We start from the raw sequence: 14,068 nt of genomic DNA, 5'->3' as shown, positions 1-14,068 counted from the left end.
TCCTCCTCGGCTCTCCGCTTCCGGAGCTGGCTCACCCTTCGGTATAGGCCGATGTCATTGATCGGCAAGCCGAATGCTATAGGCTTCGCATCCTGTCGGTGGCAGGGGCGGATCCCATGGCTCGGCATGGCGAAAAGAGGATTGCCCGGCGAAAGCCGGTGGCGGCGGCGCTGACGGCGCTCGCCCTGGCGCTGCCGAGTACCGCCTCGGCCGGGGACTGCATGGCCCGCGCCGCCCGGCAGGCCGGGGTGCCGACCGAGCTGATCCTGGCCATGTCCTATGTCGAGACGCGCTGGCGGCAACAGGCCGTGAACGCGGCCAACGGCAACGGCACCGAGGATGTCTGCATGATGCAGATCAACTCGATCCACTATCCCCGCCTGGCCGCGCTCGGCGTCACCCGCGAGGCGCTTCTGGCGGATCGCTGCGTCTGCCTCCTGGTCGGCGGCGAGATCCTGCGCGAGATGCGCGTCGCCACCGGCGGCAGCGACATCTGGTCCGCGGTCGCCGCCTACAATGCCGGGCCGGAGAATATCGAGGCGGGCCGGCCCTATGCCGACCAGGTCCGCCGGGTGTATGAGGCGATCCACGTCATTCAGGGACAATGACTGAGCAGCCGACGTTGGATCGTCATCGCGAGGAGCGAAGCGACGTGGCGATCCAGCGGCACCGCCCCCCTGGATGGCCACGCCCCTTCGGGGCTCGCCATGACGATCCTTTATTTCGTTCCGAGGGCTACTCCGCGATCTCCCAAGTCACGGTGACCCGCGCCTTGAACTCGCTCTCGCCGGCCTCGACCGGCACGGCGGCGGCCTTCTCCATGGCATAGGCGGCCATCATCGGGCGCGGGCCGGGCTCGACACCCGGCTCGCTGATCGCCAGGATGCGGCCCAGCTTCACCCCGGCGGCCTCGGCGATCAGCCCGGCCTTGCGCTTCGCGTCCGCCACCGCGGCCTCGCGCGCCTTGTCCAGCACCGGCGCCGGGTCGGCCAGGCCGAAGCCGATGCCGTCGATCTGGTTCGAGCCGGTGGCGACCGCGGTATCGAGGATCGCGCCCAGCTTGGTCAGGTCGCGGATGCGGACCGTCACCTGGTTGCGCACCTCATAGCCGTCGATCCGCGGCGCCTCGCTCGACCCCTCCTTCGGCGCGGCGTAGCGCGGCTGCACCGAGAAGCCGCTGGTCTGCAGGTCGGCCGGCTGGATGCCCGCCTTCTTGAAGGCGTCGATCAGCGCGCCCATGGCCGTGCTGTTCGCCTCCACGGCCTCGCGCGCGGTCTTGCCCTCGCTGGTGACGCCGCTGGTCACCATGGCCTGGTCCGGCGCGGCGCTGGCGGTGCCCTCGCCGGTCATGGTCAGGGTCGGCACCGTCTGGCCGGCCTCGGCGGCCAGGACCGGGGTGGCGGTCGCGGCCGGCACGGCGACGGCGGCGAGCAGGGCGACGGCGAGGAGGCTGGGGCGGAAGCGGTTCATGGTCGGTTCCGGGATGGATTGCGGTTGGTCCGGAGTAGAGAGGCGAATTGCGACGCCGCCAAGGCAGGCATCGGGTCCCATAGGCACAGGCTCCGGGCCGGGGTAGAAGGGAACCGGGACGGAGGGAACGCAAACATGACGGCCGAATTCACCCTGCCGCGCGACGCCGAGCTCGGGCTGCGCCGGATCGCCAACCGCACCGGCCTCGCCGCCGCCCTGCTGCCGAACGGCACGCTCTTCGCCCTGTCGCACCAGGCGGACGAGAAGAGCGACCCGGTGCTGGTCAACCAGGTGCTGGGCTCGCCGCTGGCGGGCGGCATCGGCCGGGTGCTGCTGCGGCTGGGCGGCCGGGCATTGGAGGCGGTCGGGCCGACGGCGCGGCTGCAGGTCGGCGTGGGGGCGGACCGATTCGTCTGGGCTGGCGAGACCGGCGGCCTATCGCACCGCGTCATCCTGTGGCTGGCGCCGGACGCGAATCTCTGGCTCTGGCGGGTCGAGGTCGAGAACAAGGGCGCCGCCGCGGCCGAGGTCTCGGCGGTGCTGCTGCAGGATATCGGCCTCGGCAGCCGCGGCTTCCTGATGAACAACGAGGCCTACGCCTCGCAATACATCGACCACCACATCGCCCGGCACCCGCGTCTCGGCCCGGTGGTGATGAGCCGCCAGGCCCTGGCCCAGGGCGGCCGCAATCCCTGGGTGGCCCATGGCTGCCTGGAAGGCGCATCCGGCTTCGCCACCGACGCGGCGCAGAGCTTCGGCCCCGGCTTTCGCGACCGCGCGGAGGTCACCGGCGATCTGCCGGACGAGCGGCTGCAGCACGAGGTTGCCTGCCCCGCCATCGCGTCCGCTCCGGCGACGCTGGCGCCCGGCGGCAAGGCGGCGTGGAGCTTCTTCGGCCTGTTCGTGCCGGACCACAAGGCGGCGTCGGGCGACGGGGATCTCGCGGCGGTCGAGCAGGCGCTGAAGGCCGCCGAATCCTTCCAACCGGCCGAAGTGGCGCTGGAAACCCCGGTGCGCAGCCTGCTGCAGGACGTGCCGCCGCTGGTGGCCGAGGATCTCGACGCTGCCGCGCTCGACCGGCTGTGGCCGGCCCGGCGGCTGGAGGAGCGGCGAGATGGCGCGCTGCAATCCTTCTTCGTCGACGAGGGCAGCCTGAACCGCCACGTGGTGCTGCGGGCGAAGGAGCTGGGGCTGCGCCGGCGCCATGGCGCACTGCTGCGCTCCGGCTCGGCCCTGCTGCCGGCGGATGATTTGCTCTGCGCCACGGTCTGGGCGCATGGCGTCTTCGCCGCCCAGCTGACCATCGGCAACACCTCCTTCCACAAGCTGTTCTCGGTCTCGCGCGACCCCTACAACATCAGCCGCGCCTCCGGCCTTCGCATCCTGGTGGAGGCCGGGGAGGGCTGGCGTCTGCTGGCCGTCCCCTCAGCCTTCGAGATGGGGCTGGCGGAGGCCCGCTGGATCTACCGCTTCGGCGGCCGGATCGTCACCGTCCGCGCCGCCGTCTCGGGCGCCGACACGGCGATGCAGTGGCGGGTGGAGGTGGAGGGCGCGCCCTGCCGCTTCCTCGTCCTCGGCCATCTCGTGCTCGGCGAGCGTGAGCTGGAGCAGGCCGGGCGGGTCGCGATCGACGCGGCCGGGAAGCGCATCGCCTTCCGCCCCGATCCGGACTGGCTGTGGGGCCAGCGCTATCCGGACTCGGTCTATCACCTCGTCACCCCGACGCCGGACGCGGTCGAGGCCATCGGCGGCGACGAGATGCTCTATGCTGACGGGCAGGGAAGGGGCGGCGGATACATCGCGCTGCGCACCGGCGTCGTCGCCGGCTTCGGCTTCGCCGTCACCGGCTCTCTGACCGACCCGGACGCGGCCGGCGCCTTGGCCGACCGCTACGCCGCCGGCGTGTCCTTCGACGAGATGCTGGCCTCGGCCAATGCCCATTGGACGGAGGTCACGCGCGGCCTGCGGATCAGCGGCGGCGGGGCGGAGGGCGAGGCGCTGGACGCCGCCTTCCCCTGGCTGGCTCATGACGCGATGATCCATCTGACCGTGCCGCACGGGCTGGAGCAGTACACCGGCGGCGCCTGGGGCACGCGCGACGTCTGCCAGGGCGCGGTCGAGTTCCTGCTGGCGCTGGAGCACGACGCCGCGGCCAAGGAGATCCTGCGCACGGTCTTCGCCCAGCAATACGAGAGCCGGGGCGACTGGCCGCAATGGTTCATGCTGGAGCCGTATTCGCCGATCCAGGACCGGCATGCCCATGGCGACGTGATCGTCTGGCCGCTGAAGGCGCTGTGCGACTATGTCGAGGCCACGGGCGACCTCGCCTTCCTCGACGAGAAGGTGGCCTGGCGCAGCGAGCAGGACTTCACCCGCACCGAGCGGCGCGACCCGGTTTCGGCCCATATCGACCGCATCGTCGAGGTGGTGCAGGAGCGCTTCATCCCCGGCACCAGGCTGCTGCGCTACGGCGAGGGCGACTGGAACGATTCGCTGCAGCCGGTCGACCCGCATCTGCGCGACTGGATGGTCAGCGCCTGGACCGTCGCCCTTCTGATCCAGCAGCTCGGCCGCTGGGCCGCGGTGCTGGACCATGCCGGCCGATCCGCCCGGGCGCGCGAGATCGAGGCTCTGGCCGGGGCGATGCATTGGGATCTGGAGCGCCACCTGCTGCGCGACGGCGTGCTGGCGGGCTACGCCGTGTTCAACCCGGACGGCACGGTGGCCGAGCTGCTGCTGCACCTCAGCGACACCCGCACCGGCCTGCACTACTCGCTCCTGCCGATGAAGCGGGCGCTGATCGCCGGGCTGTTCGCGGGCGAGGCCGTGCGGCGCCATCTCGACCTGATCCGCGACCACCTGACCTTCCCCGACGGCATCCGGCTGATGGACCGGCCGGTGGCCTATCGCGGCGGGGTCGAGACCCTGTTCCGCCGGGCCGAATCCGCTGCCTTCTTTGGCCGCGAGATCGGGCTGATGTACACCCACGCCCATCTCCGTGCCGGCGAGGCGATGGCGGCGCATGGCGAGGCCGATGCGGTGTGGCGGATCCTGCTGCAGGCCAGCCCGGTGGCGGTCACCGAGCTGGTGCCGAACGCGGCGCCGCGCCAGCGCAACGCCTATTTCAGCTCCAGCGACGCGGCCTTCGCCGACCGCTATGCTGCCGGCACCGACTGGGATCTGGTCAAGCAGGGCGCCATTGCCGCCGATGGCGGCTGGCGGGTCTATTCCAGCGGTCCCGGCCTGACCACCAACCTGATGCTGCGCCACGTCTTCGGCCTGCGCCGCAGCTTCGGCGAGCGGCTGTTCGAGCCGCTGCTGCCGACCGCGCATCCGGACCTGGCGGTTGAGCTGGAGCGCGGCGGAGAGCGGCGGCGCTACGGGCAGCCCGCGGGGGCGGCGTGACGACCAGCGCAAGATCCGGGTTGCCGGCACCGGTTTCCTGGAGCGTCATACGGCCATGACCACCCTCGCCGAACCCATCCCTCCGATCGCCGGCGGCCCGGTCGACACGCCGCTGGGCCGGATGCTGGCCCTGGTCGACGCCACGGGCGCCCTGGTCGGCCTGGATTTCGAGGACGCCGATGGCACCCCGACCTTCAGCCAGCGCCGCGTGGCTCGGCAAGGGCTGCAGACGGGGCCGGCCGATCCCGCCGCCATCCGCCCGATCGCAGACCAGCTGGGCGAATACTTCGCCGGCCGGCGCCGGGCCTTCGATCTGCCCCTGGCGCCCTTCGGCACGCAGTTCCAGCGCCTGGTCTGGGCGGCGCTCTGCGCCATCCCCTGCGGCGTCGTCCTGACCTATCGCGACCTGGCGCAGCGGATCGACCGGCCGCAGGCGGTCCGCGCTGTCGGCGCCGCCAACGGCGCCAACCCGATCTCGGTGGTGGTACCCTGCCATCGCCTGGTCGGCAGCGACGGCACCCTCACCGGCTATGGCGGCGGCCTGCACCGCAAGGCGGCACTGCTGGAGCTGGAGGGTGCAAGGCCGCCGGGGCTGTCGCTGGCGGGCTGAGCCTCACGCCGCCGCCGGCTGCGGCGCCCGGCGCGGCAGCAGCAGGGCCAGGATGCCGGCCAGGACGGCGAGGCCGATCGAGCCGGCCCAGAGCGGCGCGTAATCGGCGAAGCGGTCGAACACCACCCCGCCTAGGAAGGCGCCGAGCGCCCCGCCCGCGGCATGGCCGGCCGAGATCAGCCCCATGGCCAGGCCGAGGCGCGCGGTGCCGAGATGGCTCGCCGCGAGGCTGACCGTGACCGGCACGGTCGAGTAGTCGAACAGGCCGAACAGCACGGCGAAGAGGTACAGCAGGCGGATGTCGGGGCCGAGGCCGATCAGCAGGAAGAAGCTGGCGGCCCGGGCCAGGTAGATCACGCCCAGCAGCAGCGGCCGGTCGACCCGGTCGGTCAGCCAGCCGGCCAGCACCATCCCGGCCAGGTTCACCGCCGACAGCACGCCATAGGCGGTGGCGCTAGGCAGGGGCGGGAAGCCGCACAGGGCGGCGAAGGGCAGGAGATGCGTCTCGATCACCCCGGTGGTGGTGAAGCCGCAGATGGCGAAGCTCCAGAACAGCAGGTGGAACACCGGGCTGCGCAGCAGCGCCGCCGGGCCGCCCGCCTCCTGCCGTGACGGCGCCGCCGGCACCGGTTCGCCGCGCAGCGCCGCCCAGGCGGCGACGCCCAGCACCAGGCAGGCGGCGGCCATGGCGGCGAAGCCGGCGCGCCAGGCCTCGCCCGCCGCCAGCAGCGCGACCAGCGGCACCAGCACGAGCTGGCCCGCCGTGGCGCCGGCGGTGGCGATGCCGGTGGCGAGGCCGCGCCCCTCTTTGAAGCGCCGGGCCACCGCTGCGGCGACGATGTTGGTGCCGACCGCGGTGAAGCCGATCGCGGCGAGGAGGCCGAAGCCCAGCAGGAACAGCGCCTCGGATTGGCCCGCAGCCACTATCGCGGCGCCGGCGCCGATCAGCAGCAGGCCGCCGGCCAGCAGGCGGCGCGGACCGTAACGGTCGACCGCGGCGCCCATCACCGGCGCCATCGCCGCCATGACGCACAGCGCCAGCGCGCTCGCCCCCGACAGGAAGCTGCGGCCCCAGCCCAGCTCCGTCTCGATCGCCGGCATCGCCAGCCCCAGCACGGCACGGACCGAGAAGGACAGCGCCAAGCCCAGGAAGCCGATGCTGACCAGGATCCAGCGGCCGCCCGGCGTCCGTTCCCGCATGATGTCGCTCCTCGCACAGATCGGCTAAAGTCTCACCGGGCGGAAGAAGGCGAGCAAACGAGATTCCATGCGATTCAGGTTTAGAATGGCTAAACCCAAGCCATGACCGGGCCGCTCCCTATCCTTGGCCTCAGGGCCTATGCCGAGATCGGCCGGCGCGGCAGCGTCAAGGCGGCGGCCGAGGCGATGGGCGTGACCCCGGGCGCGGTCAGCCAGCAGCTCAAGCTGCTGGAGGAACGGCTGGGCCTTGCACTGTTCGTGCGCGACCGCCGCGGCATCCGCCTGACCGAGGCCGGCGCCTTGGCGCATCCGGTGGTCCAGCGCGGCTTCGACCAGCTGGCCGAGGCGCTCGACCTGCTGGCGGCGGAAGGGCGGCGGGAGACGCTGACGGTCAGCACCGCGCCCTCCTTCGCCGCCTCCTGGCTGGTGCCGCGGCTCGGCCGCTTCACCGCCCGGCATCCCGGGATCGAGGTGCGGGTCGAGGCGACCACGGCGCTGGCCGATCTCGGCCGGGTCGATGTGGTGCTGCGCCACGGCCTCGGCCGCTGGCCGGGGCTGGTGTCGGAACCGCTGCTGGCGCCGCGGCTGCTGCCGGTCGCCAGCCCCGACCTGCTGCGGCGCGGCCCGCCGATCGCCGAGCCGACCGACTGCCTGGCCTATCCGCTGCTGCAGGACGGCGACCGGGCCGATTGGCGGCTGTGGCTGGCGGCGCAGGGCATCGAGGATCCGCGGGCCGAGCGCGGCCCCGCCTTCGACAGCGACCTGCTGCTGGTCCGGGCGGCCATCGCCGGCCAGGGGCTGGCGCTGGTGCGCGACCTCTATGTGGCGGAGGAGATCGCCGCCGGCCGCCTCGCGCTGGTGCTCGACCGGCCCTGGCCCACCCGCTTCGCCTACTACGTCGCCGCCCGGCCGGCGGTGTGGCGGACGCCGAAGCTCGCCGCCTTCCGCGCCTGGCTTGCCGAGGAGGTGCGCGGGGCCGAGGATGGGGCGGCCGAAGCAGGGGGAGGGAACGGATGACCGGCGGCAAGAGCGAGCCGGGCGACGCGGCGGTGGTGGCCGCGACCGGCCGGACCCCGGCGGAATGGCAGGCGCTGCTCGACGCCGCCGGCGGCCGCGACTGGCCGCATCCGCGTATCGTCTCCTGGCTGCGCGAGCAGCACGGCCTGTCCGGCTGGTGGGGCCAGTCGGTCACCGTCGGCTATGAGCGGGCGATCGGCCGCCGCACCCTTGGCCAGACCGCCGATGCCGGCTTCCAGATCGGCGTCAGCCGTACCCTGCCGGCGCCGGCGGAGACCGTGTGGCGCCTGTTGCTGTCGCCGGAAGGCCGCGCCCTCTGGCTCGGCACGGCGGAACCGGCGGAGCTGGCGCCGGGCCTCGCCTACCGAACACCGGACGGCATCTCGGGCGAGATCCGCGTGGTCAAGCCGGGCGATCGGCTGCGCCTGACCCGGCGGCGGCCGGGCGAATCGGCGCCTTCGACCGTGCAGATCGCTCTGCAGCCCGGCGGCGCCAAGACCGTGATCACCTTCCACCATGAGAGGCTGCCGGATGCCGCCGCGCGCGAGGCGATGCGGGCGCATTGGCGCGGCGTCGCCGACCGCTTCGCGGCGCTGGTCGGGCGGGCGAAGCCGGCCTGACGCCCCTCGCTTTACGCTCGGCACCTGTGGTTCACTGCCGCCGCGACGATATTCCCTGGGGAGGACCTTCGGCCATGACGACCACGCCGCGCTTCACCCTGCACCATGCGCTGCGCTCCCGCTCCGCCCGCATCCTGTGGCTGCTGGAGGAGACGGGGGTGCCGTTCGAGATCGCGCTGCACGATTTCGCCAAGGCGACGCACAAGGACCCCGCCTATCTCGCCATCAACCCGGCCGGCAAGGTGCCGGCGCTGATCGACCGCGGCCCGGCCGGCAACTGGTCACCGCCGGCTGTGGTGACTGAGAGCGCCGCGATCTGCGCCTATGTCGCCGATGCCGTGCCCGAGGCCGGCCTGGCGCCGCCGGTCGGCTCGCGCGAGCGCGCCGCCTACGCCACCTGGATCGGCTACTGTCCCTCGGTGCTCGAGCCCGCCCTCGCCGACTCGGTGTTCCCGCGCCGGGAGGAGCCGCCGGCCAGCGCGCTCGGCTGGTGCCCCTTCCCCGAGGCGCTGCGGCGGGTCGAGGCGGCGCTGCAGGCCGGCGGTCCCTATCTGCTCGGCGACCGGTTCAGCGCCGCCGACGTATTGATCGGATCGCTGCTGCAATGGCTGCAGAGCTGGGGCAAGCTGCCGGAGACGCCGACTCTGTCGGCCTATCTCACCACGCTGGCCGCGCGTCCGGCGGTGCAGCGCGCCCAGGCCCGGGACGCGGCGCTGGCCGCGGCATGATCCTGCGCCCCGCCGTTCCCGCCGACGCACCGGCGCTCGCCGCCCTCCATGTCGCGGTCTGGCGCGACACCTATCGCGACCTGGCGCCGCCGGAGGCCGCGGCGGCGCTCGACGTGCCCCGCCGGCAGGCGCGGTGGGAGGCGATCCTGGCCGACCCGGACCAGATCGCCCTGGTGGCCGAGACCGACGGTGCGCTGGCCGGCTTCGGCTTGGCCGGGTCGCCGGGCGACCCCGCCTTCGGCGGCCGGGCCGAGGTGAAGTACCTCTATGTCGGCCGCGGCTTCGCCCGCCGCGGCATCGGCCGCCGGCTGCTCGCCGCCCTGGCCGCGGCGCTGGCGGCGCGGGGCTACGCCGCGCTCGGCCTCGGCGTGGTGGTCGGCAACGACCCGGCCATCGCCTTCTACGAGGCGCAGGGCGGCCGCCGGATCGGCGCCTACACCGACCCCGGCCCGCTCTGGCGCTCGCACAACTTGCTCTACGCCTGGGACGATTTGGCGGCGCTGGCGGCGCGGCGATAGGCGCAGACGGCGTCCGGCACGCCGGTCAGTCGGAGGACCGGCGGGCGTCGACCGGAGCCTCGCGGCGATCGCCCTCGAAGAGCGGTCCACCATGGTGTCCCAGCTCGGTCTCGGCCAAGGCGATCAGGAGATCCGCGCGACCGTCGGCGAACAGGCGCCGAAAGGCCTCGTCGAAGTCCCGGCTGAGCGAATCGTCCAGCGTCGCCAGTAATCGGGGAATCCACTTCCCGCCTCCGGTCCAGTGGCCGCGTCCCAGCAGCATGAGATCCGCGAGCCGCTGATGGAGGGCGGCGCCGATGGCCAGCATCTCCGGTGGGGTGCGCTGATCCCGCAGGTCGTCGACCAAGTCGGTGATCTCGTATCTGAGCGCGTCGCGGCGTTCGGCCGCCAGCGGCGGAGGCCCCTTTGCCAGGAGACTGCTCGCTTCGGAGCGCAGGGCTTCGGCGTCGGCAGTAGCCGGACCGACGAGGCGGCCCTCGGCGACCATGGTAACGATGCTGGGGCGGCCCCGCGCCACATCCTGGTCCATGAACCACCGCAGTGTCCCGGGGTCATGGACGAAGGCCTCGACCGGAAAGCCGCCCGAGCGGAAGGATTCCCGCCTTGCGCGGTCAATCCGGCCATACACGACCACGAGGTCGATGTCGGAATGGGGCGTACCCTGGCCGCGGATGATGGAGCCCGCCACGAAGGCGAAGCGGGCATCCGGATAGCGTGCGGCCAGGATCGACTCGGCCGTCGCCAGCGCCGCCTCGAGCCGCGCGGTCTCTGCCATCATCACCCACCTCCCAACGGACTGGACTCAGGCTGGGTCTCCGCGGTGAGCCCTGCCCAGATTCCCTAGTCGAACCGCAGCCGCTCTACCAGGAAGTCGATGAAGGCGCGCACCCGGGCCGGCATGGTGCCGCGGCCCAGGAACAGGGCGTGGATCTCCTCCGTCTCGCGCGGGTCGTGGTCCGGCAGCAGCTCGACCAGCCGGCCGGCGGCGAGGTCGTCCTTGATATGGTACAGGGCGGTGCGGCCGATCCCCATCCCGGCCAGCACCGCCTGGCGCAGCGTCTCGCCGTTGTTGACCACCAAGGGTCCGGTCACCTGCATCGGCTTCGGCCCCTCCGGCCCGGCCAGGATCCAGTCGGTGAAGCTGCGCCGGTAGTTGAAGGTCAGGCAGTCGTGCCCGGCCAGATCGGCGGGGGTCCGCGGCGTGCCGCGCCGCTCGAGATAGGAAGGCGCCGCGATCAGCAGGCGCCGACTGGCGCCCAGCTTGCGGGCCTGCAGGCTGCTGTCGCGCAGCGGCCCGTGGCGGATGGCGAGATCGGTCCGCTCCGCCAGGATGTCGACGACCTCGTCGGTCAGGCTGACATCCAGCGTCACGGCCGGGTGGCGGGTGCGGAACTCCGGCAGCAGTGGCATCAGGCAATGCGTGCCGAAGGGGATCGAGGCGCTGATCCGCAGCCGCCCGCGCGGCGCTGAGGAGCCGGAGACGCCGGCCTCGGCCTCGGCGATGTCGGCCAGGATGCGGCTGGCCTGCTCGTAGAACAGGTCGCCCTCGGGCGTCGGCCTCAGGCTGCGGGTCGACCGGGCCAGGAGGCGCACCCCCAGCCGGCCCTCCAGCCGCCCGATCAGCTTGGCGACGGCCGACGGCGTCAGGCCCAGGCGCCGGGCGGCGGCGGAGAAGCCGCCCTCCTCCACCACCCGAACGAAGACCTCCATCTCTCCGGAGCGATTGATGTCCATGGGCGTCCTCGGCTGATGATCTGTGGTTTGGTTTGACGAAACCTTTGAGCGTCAAGGTTCGCCGCATTGGGGGTGGATTCAGAGATGGCCGCCTGTCATGCTGCGGTGCATCAAAACGGATTTCGAGGTGCCAACGGCTCCGTTCGAAATGGGCCAGGTCAACCGAAGGGGAACCACGACCACCATGTCCAGAATCGTGATCGAGCAGGACGGTGTGCAGCGCAAGGCAAGCGCGTCGTTCTTCCGGGGCGAGACGACGAACTTCTACCCGAGCGACAGGTCGCTCGAACGCAACAGCGTCGTCTCCGAATACCTCGCCAAGGGTTGGATGCCGGCGGAGCGGTTCGTGACCAGGGCCACGCCGATCGTCGCCTTCGGCTCCTGCTTCGCCGAGAACATCAGCCGCTACCTGCACAAGGCCGGCTTCAACGTTCTGACCAAGCGCGACGACCTCTCCTATGTCTCGAAGATGGGCGACGGCATGGTCAACACCTTCGCCATCCGCCAGCAGTTCGAATGGGCCTGGCTGGGCAAGACGCCGCAGGCCGAGCTGTGGCACGGCTACGACGCATCCCAGTTCGGCTATGACGAGGCGGTCCGGCTGCGCACCAGGGCGCTGTTCGACGAGGCCGAGATGTTCATCATCACCCTCGGCCTGTCCGAGGTGTGGTACGACGAGCCGACCGGGGAAGTGTTCTGGCGGGCGGTGCCGAAGGACAGATACGACCCGGCGCGGCACAAGTTCCGGGTCACCAGCCATGCCGAGAACCTGGAGAACCTGCAGGCGATCCATGCCCTGATCCGCACCTTCCGGCCGGACGCGGCGATCCTGTTCACGGTGTCGCCGATCCCCCTGACCGCGACCTTCCGGCCGGTGAACTGCATCTCCGCCAACGCCGTGTCGAAGGCGGTCCTGCGCGCGGCGGCCGACGAGTTCTTCCGCCGCAACGCGCCGAACGATCCGAAGCTGTTCTACTTCCCCAGCTACGACATCGTCATGCACGGCTTCAGCCACCAGTGGCGGGACGACCGGCGGCACGTCTACTCGCATGTGCTCGACTTCAACATGAAGGTGTTCGAGCGCTACTACTGCCAGACCGGGATGGACGACGAGGCGCTGCTGGCCTCCTTCCGCTACGCCCAGCGCCAGGACCGGCTGATCGGCCAACTCGGTCATGCCGCGGTGATGCTGGGCGAGGCCCAGACGGCGGATGAGCGCAAGGCCGCCAGGGTGGCGCTGGCGAAGCGCAAGCGCGAGTTGGAGCGGGCGCGGATCCGTGATGAGCGGCGCCAGCAGCGCATCGCCGCCCGGCGCGCGGCGCAGGCGGCGCCGCTGGCGGCGGAGTAGGGCGCGCGGGCCGGCGCTCCCAACGTCATCGCGAGCCCTGCAGGGGCGTGGCGATCCAGCGGCACGGATCCCTGGACCGCCACGGCGCTTCGCGCCTCGCGATGACGAATGGAAGTCTCGTCATCTTTGAACCTGCATCACAGCTGATTGGATTTGCCGAAGCATAGTCCAAGGCAGGCGCGCGGGCCATCTACCGGCGAGCTTTCATCGCAAGGTGGCCCGTCATGCCCGTTGCCCTCTATGCCCTCGCGGTCGGTGCCTTCGGCATCGGCATCACCGAATTCGTCATCATGGGCCTGCTGCTGGAGGTCGGGACCGATCTCGGCGTCTCGATCTCCACGGCCGGCCTCCTGATCAGCGGCTATGCGCTCGGCGTCGTCGCCGGCGCGCCGATCCTCACCACCCTGACCGGGCGGATGTCGCGCAAGACGGTGCTGCTCTCCCTGATGGGGATCTTCACCATCGGCAACCTGGCCTGTGCGGTGGCGCCCGACTACGTCACGCTGATGGCGGCGCGGGTGCTGACCGCCTTCGCCCACGGCACCTTCTTCGGCGTCGGCTCGGTGGTCGCCACCGGCCTGGTGCCGGCGCAGAAGCGCGCCTCGGCCATCGCCATCATGTTCACCGGCCTGACCATCGCCAACATCCTCGGCGTGCCCTTCGGCACCTGGCTGGGCCAGGGCTTCGGCTGGCGCGCCACCTTCTGGGCCGTGACCGCCGTCGGTGTCGCAGCCTTCGCCGTGATCGCCTTCGCCGTGCCCAAGGACGAAGCGCCGGCCGAGGAGTCCGACTGGCGGCAGGACCTCAAGGTGCTGGCGCGCCGCCCGGTGCTGCTGGGCCTCCTGACCACCGTTCTGGGCTTCGCCGCGGTCTTCGCCGTCTTCACCTATATCGCGCCGATCCTGACGCAGATCACCGGCGTGTCCGAGGCCGCGGTGTCCCCGATCCTGCTGGTGTTCGGCGGCGGCCTCGTGGTCGGCAACCTGCTCGGCGGCAGGTTCGCCGACCGCTGGCTGGTGCCGACCGTGCTGGGCAGCATGCTGGTCCTGGCGGCGGTGCTCGGCCTGATGACCTTCGCCGTGCACGGCACCGTCCTCGCCGTGGTGTTCGTCGGCCTGCTCGGCGCTGCCGGCTTCGCCACCGTCGCGCCCTTGCAGATGTGGGTGATGGAGAAGGCGGAAGGAGCGGGCCAGAGCCTGGCCTCCAGCTTCAACATCGCCGCCTTCAACCTCGGCAACGCGCTCGGGGCGTGGCTCGGCGGGGCAGTGATCGAGCATGGCCCCGGCCTCGCCGCGGTGCCCTGGGTGGCGGCGCTGGTGCCGCTGGCCGGCGTCGCGGTGGCGCTGCTCAGCCTGCGGCTCGACCGCCGCGCCCCGGCGCTGGTCCCTGCCGCGGACTGCGCCTCCTGACCATCGGAA

At 72.0% G+C, this 14,068-nt stretch carries 13 protein-coding genes; 9 read left to right on the top strand and 4 right to left on the bottom strand.

Going from position 1 to position 14,068, the window contains the following annotated elements; translation table 11 throughout:
• Positions 1–158: 158 nt before the first annotated feature.
• Complete coding sequence (locus KXR53_RS10000; RefSeq protein ID WP_437374979.1) at positions 159–608, top strand: lytic transglycosylase domain-containing protein; 450 nt, start codon at positions 159–161, stop codon at positions 606–608.
• Between the two features lie 127 nt (positions 609–735).
• Here KXR53_RS10000 and KXR53_RS09995 read toward each other — a convergent pair whose 3' ends face one another.
• A complete protein-coding gene (locus KXR53_RS09995; RefSeq protein ID WP_437374978.1) occupies positions 736–1,470 on the bottom strand; it encodes an SIMPL domain-containing protein in 735 nt (244 codons plus the stop codon).
• A gap of 135 nt (positions 1,471–1,605) precedes the next feature.
• Between KXR53_RS09995 and KXR53_RS09990 the strand changes: the two genes are divergently transcribed.
• Both KXR53_RS09990 and KXR53_RS09985 read left to right on the top strand, forming a co-directional pair.
• Positions 1,606–4,875, top strand: a complete 3,270-nt coding sequence (locus tag KXR53_RS09990; RefSeq protein ID WP_437374977.1) for a hypothetical protein — start codon at positions 1,606–1,608, stop codon at positions 4,873–4,875.
• Between the two features lie 55 nt (positions 4,876–4,930).
• Complete coding sequence (locus KXR53_RS09985) at positions 4,931–5,485, top strand: methylated-DNA--[protein]-cysteine S-methyltransferase (protein ID WP_437374976.1); 555 nt, start codon at positions 4,931–4,933, stop codon at positions 5,483–5,485.
• 3 nt (positions 5,486–5,488) lie between these two features.
• Here the strand turns inward: KXR53_RS09985 and KXR53_RS09980 are convergent, their stop codons facing one another.
• Positions 5,489–6,685, bottom strand: coding sequence for an MFS transporter (locus KXR53_RS09980; protein WP_437374975.1), 1,197 nt, complete (start codon positions 6,683–6,685; stop codon positions 5,489–5,491).
• Between the two features lie 102 nt (positions 6,686–6,787).
• On the opposite strand from KXR53_RS09980, the gene KXR53_RS09975 reads away from it, so the two are divergent.
• From KXR53_RS09975 to KXR53_RS09960, 4 genes are all read left to right on the top strand, one after another.
• Positions 6,788–7,702: a LysR substrate-binding domain-containing protein gene (locus KXR53_RS09975; RefSeq protein WP_437374974.1), complete on the top strand. Its 915-nt coding sequence runs from the start codon at positions 6,788–6,790 to the stop codon at positions 7,700–7,702.
• A complete protein-coding gene (locus tag KXR53_RS09970) occupies positions 7,699–8,322 on the top strand; it encodes an SRPBCC domain-containing protein (RefSeq protein WP_437374973.1) in 624 nt (207 codons plus the stop codon). Before KXR53_RS09975 ends, KXR53_RS09970 begins: the two co-directional genes overlap by 4 nt.
• Positions 8,323–8,396: 74 nt before the next feature.
• The gene (locus KXR53_RS09965) at positions 8,397–9,050 is read left to right on the top strand and encodes a glutathione S-transferase family protein (RefSeq protein ID WP_437374972.1); all 654 of its coding nucleotides are present in this window, start codon (positions 8,397–8,399) and stop codon (positions 9,048–9,050) included.
• The gene (locus tag KXR53_RS09960; RefSeq protein ID WP_437374971.1) at positions 9,047–9,568 is read left to right on the top strand and encodes an N-acetyltransferase family protein; all 522 of its coding nucleotides are present in this window, start codon (positions 9,047–9,049) and stop codon (positions 9,566–9,568) included. The genes KXR53_RS09965 and KXR53_RS09960 overlap by 4 nt, the downstream gene beginning before the upstream one ends.
• A gap of 25 nt (positions 9,569–9,593) precedes the next feature.
• Here the strand turns inward: KXR53_RS09960 and KXR53_RS09955 are convergent, their stop codons facing one another.
• Both KXR53_RS09955 and KXR53_RS09950 read right to left on the bottom strand, forming a co-directional pair.
• Positions 9,594–10,346 carry a nucleotidyltransferase domain-containing protein gene (locus tag KXR53_RS09955; RefSeq protein WP_437374970.1) on the bottom strand — a complete coding sequence of 251 codons (753 nt, stop codon included), beginning with the start codon at positions 10,344–10,346 and terminating at the stop codon, positions 9,594–9,596.
• Positions 10,347–10,408: 62 nt separating this feature from the next.
• Positions 10,409–11,302, bottom strand: a complete 894-nt coding sequence (locus tag KXR53_RS09950; RefSeq protein ID WP_437374969.1) for a LysR family transcriptional regulator — start codon at positions 11,300–11,302, stop codon at positions 10,409–10,411.
• A gap of 184 nt (positions 11,303–11,486) precedes the next feature.
• Between KXR53_RS09950 and KXR53_RS09945 the strand changes: the two genes are divergently transcribed.
• Together KXR53_RS09945 and KXR53_RS09940 are read left to right on the top strand one after the other, a co-directional pair.
• Entirely contained in the window at positions 11,487–12,650 is a 1,164-nt protein-coding gene (locus tag KXR53_RS09945; RefSeq protein WP_437374968.1) for a GSCFA domain-containing protein, read from the top strand.
• Positions 12,651–12,874: 224 nt separating this feature from the next.
• Positions 12,875–14,059, top strand: coding sequence for an MFS transporter (locus KXR53_RS09940; protein ID WP_437374967.1), 1,185 nt, complete (start codon positions 12,875–12,877; stop codon positions 14,057–14,059).
• The last annotated feature ends 9 nt before the right edge of the window (positions 14,060–14,068 follow it).

The organism is Inquilinus limosus (assembly GCF_051487185.1).
Taxonomy (GTDB): Bacteria; Pseudomonadota; Alphaproteobacteria; order DSM-16000; family Inquilinaceae; genus Inquilinus; species Inquilinus limosus_F.
The sequence above is the reverse complement of the archived record's forward strand: the minus strand, read 5'-3'. Positions and strand labels throughout refer to the sequence as shown.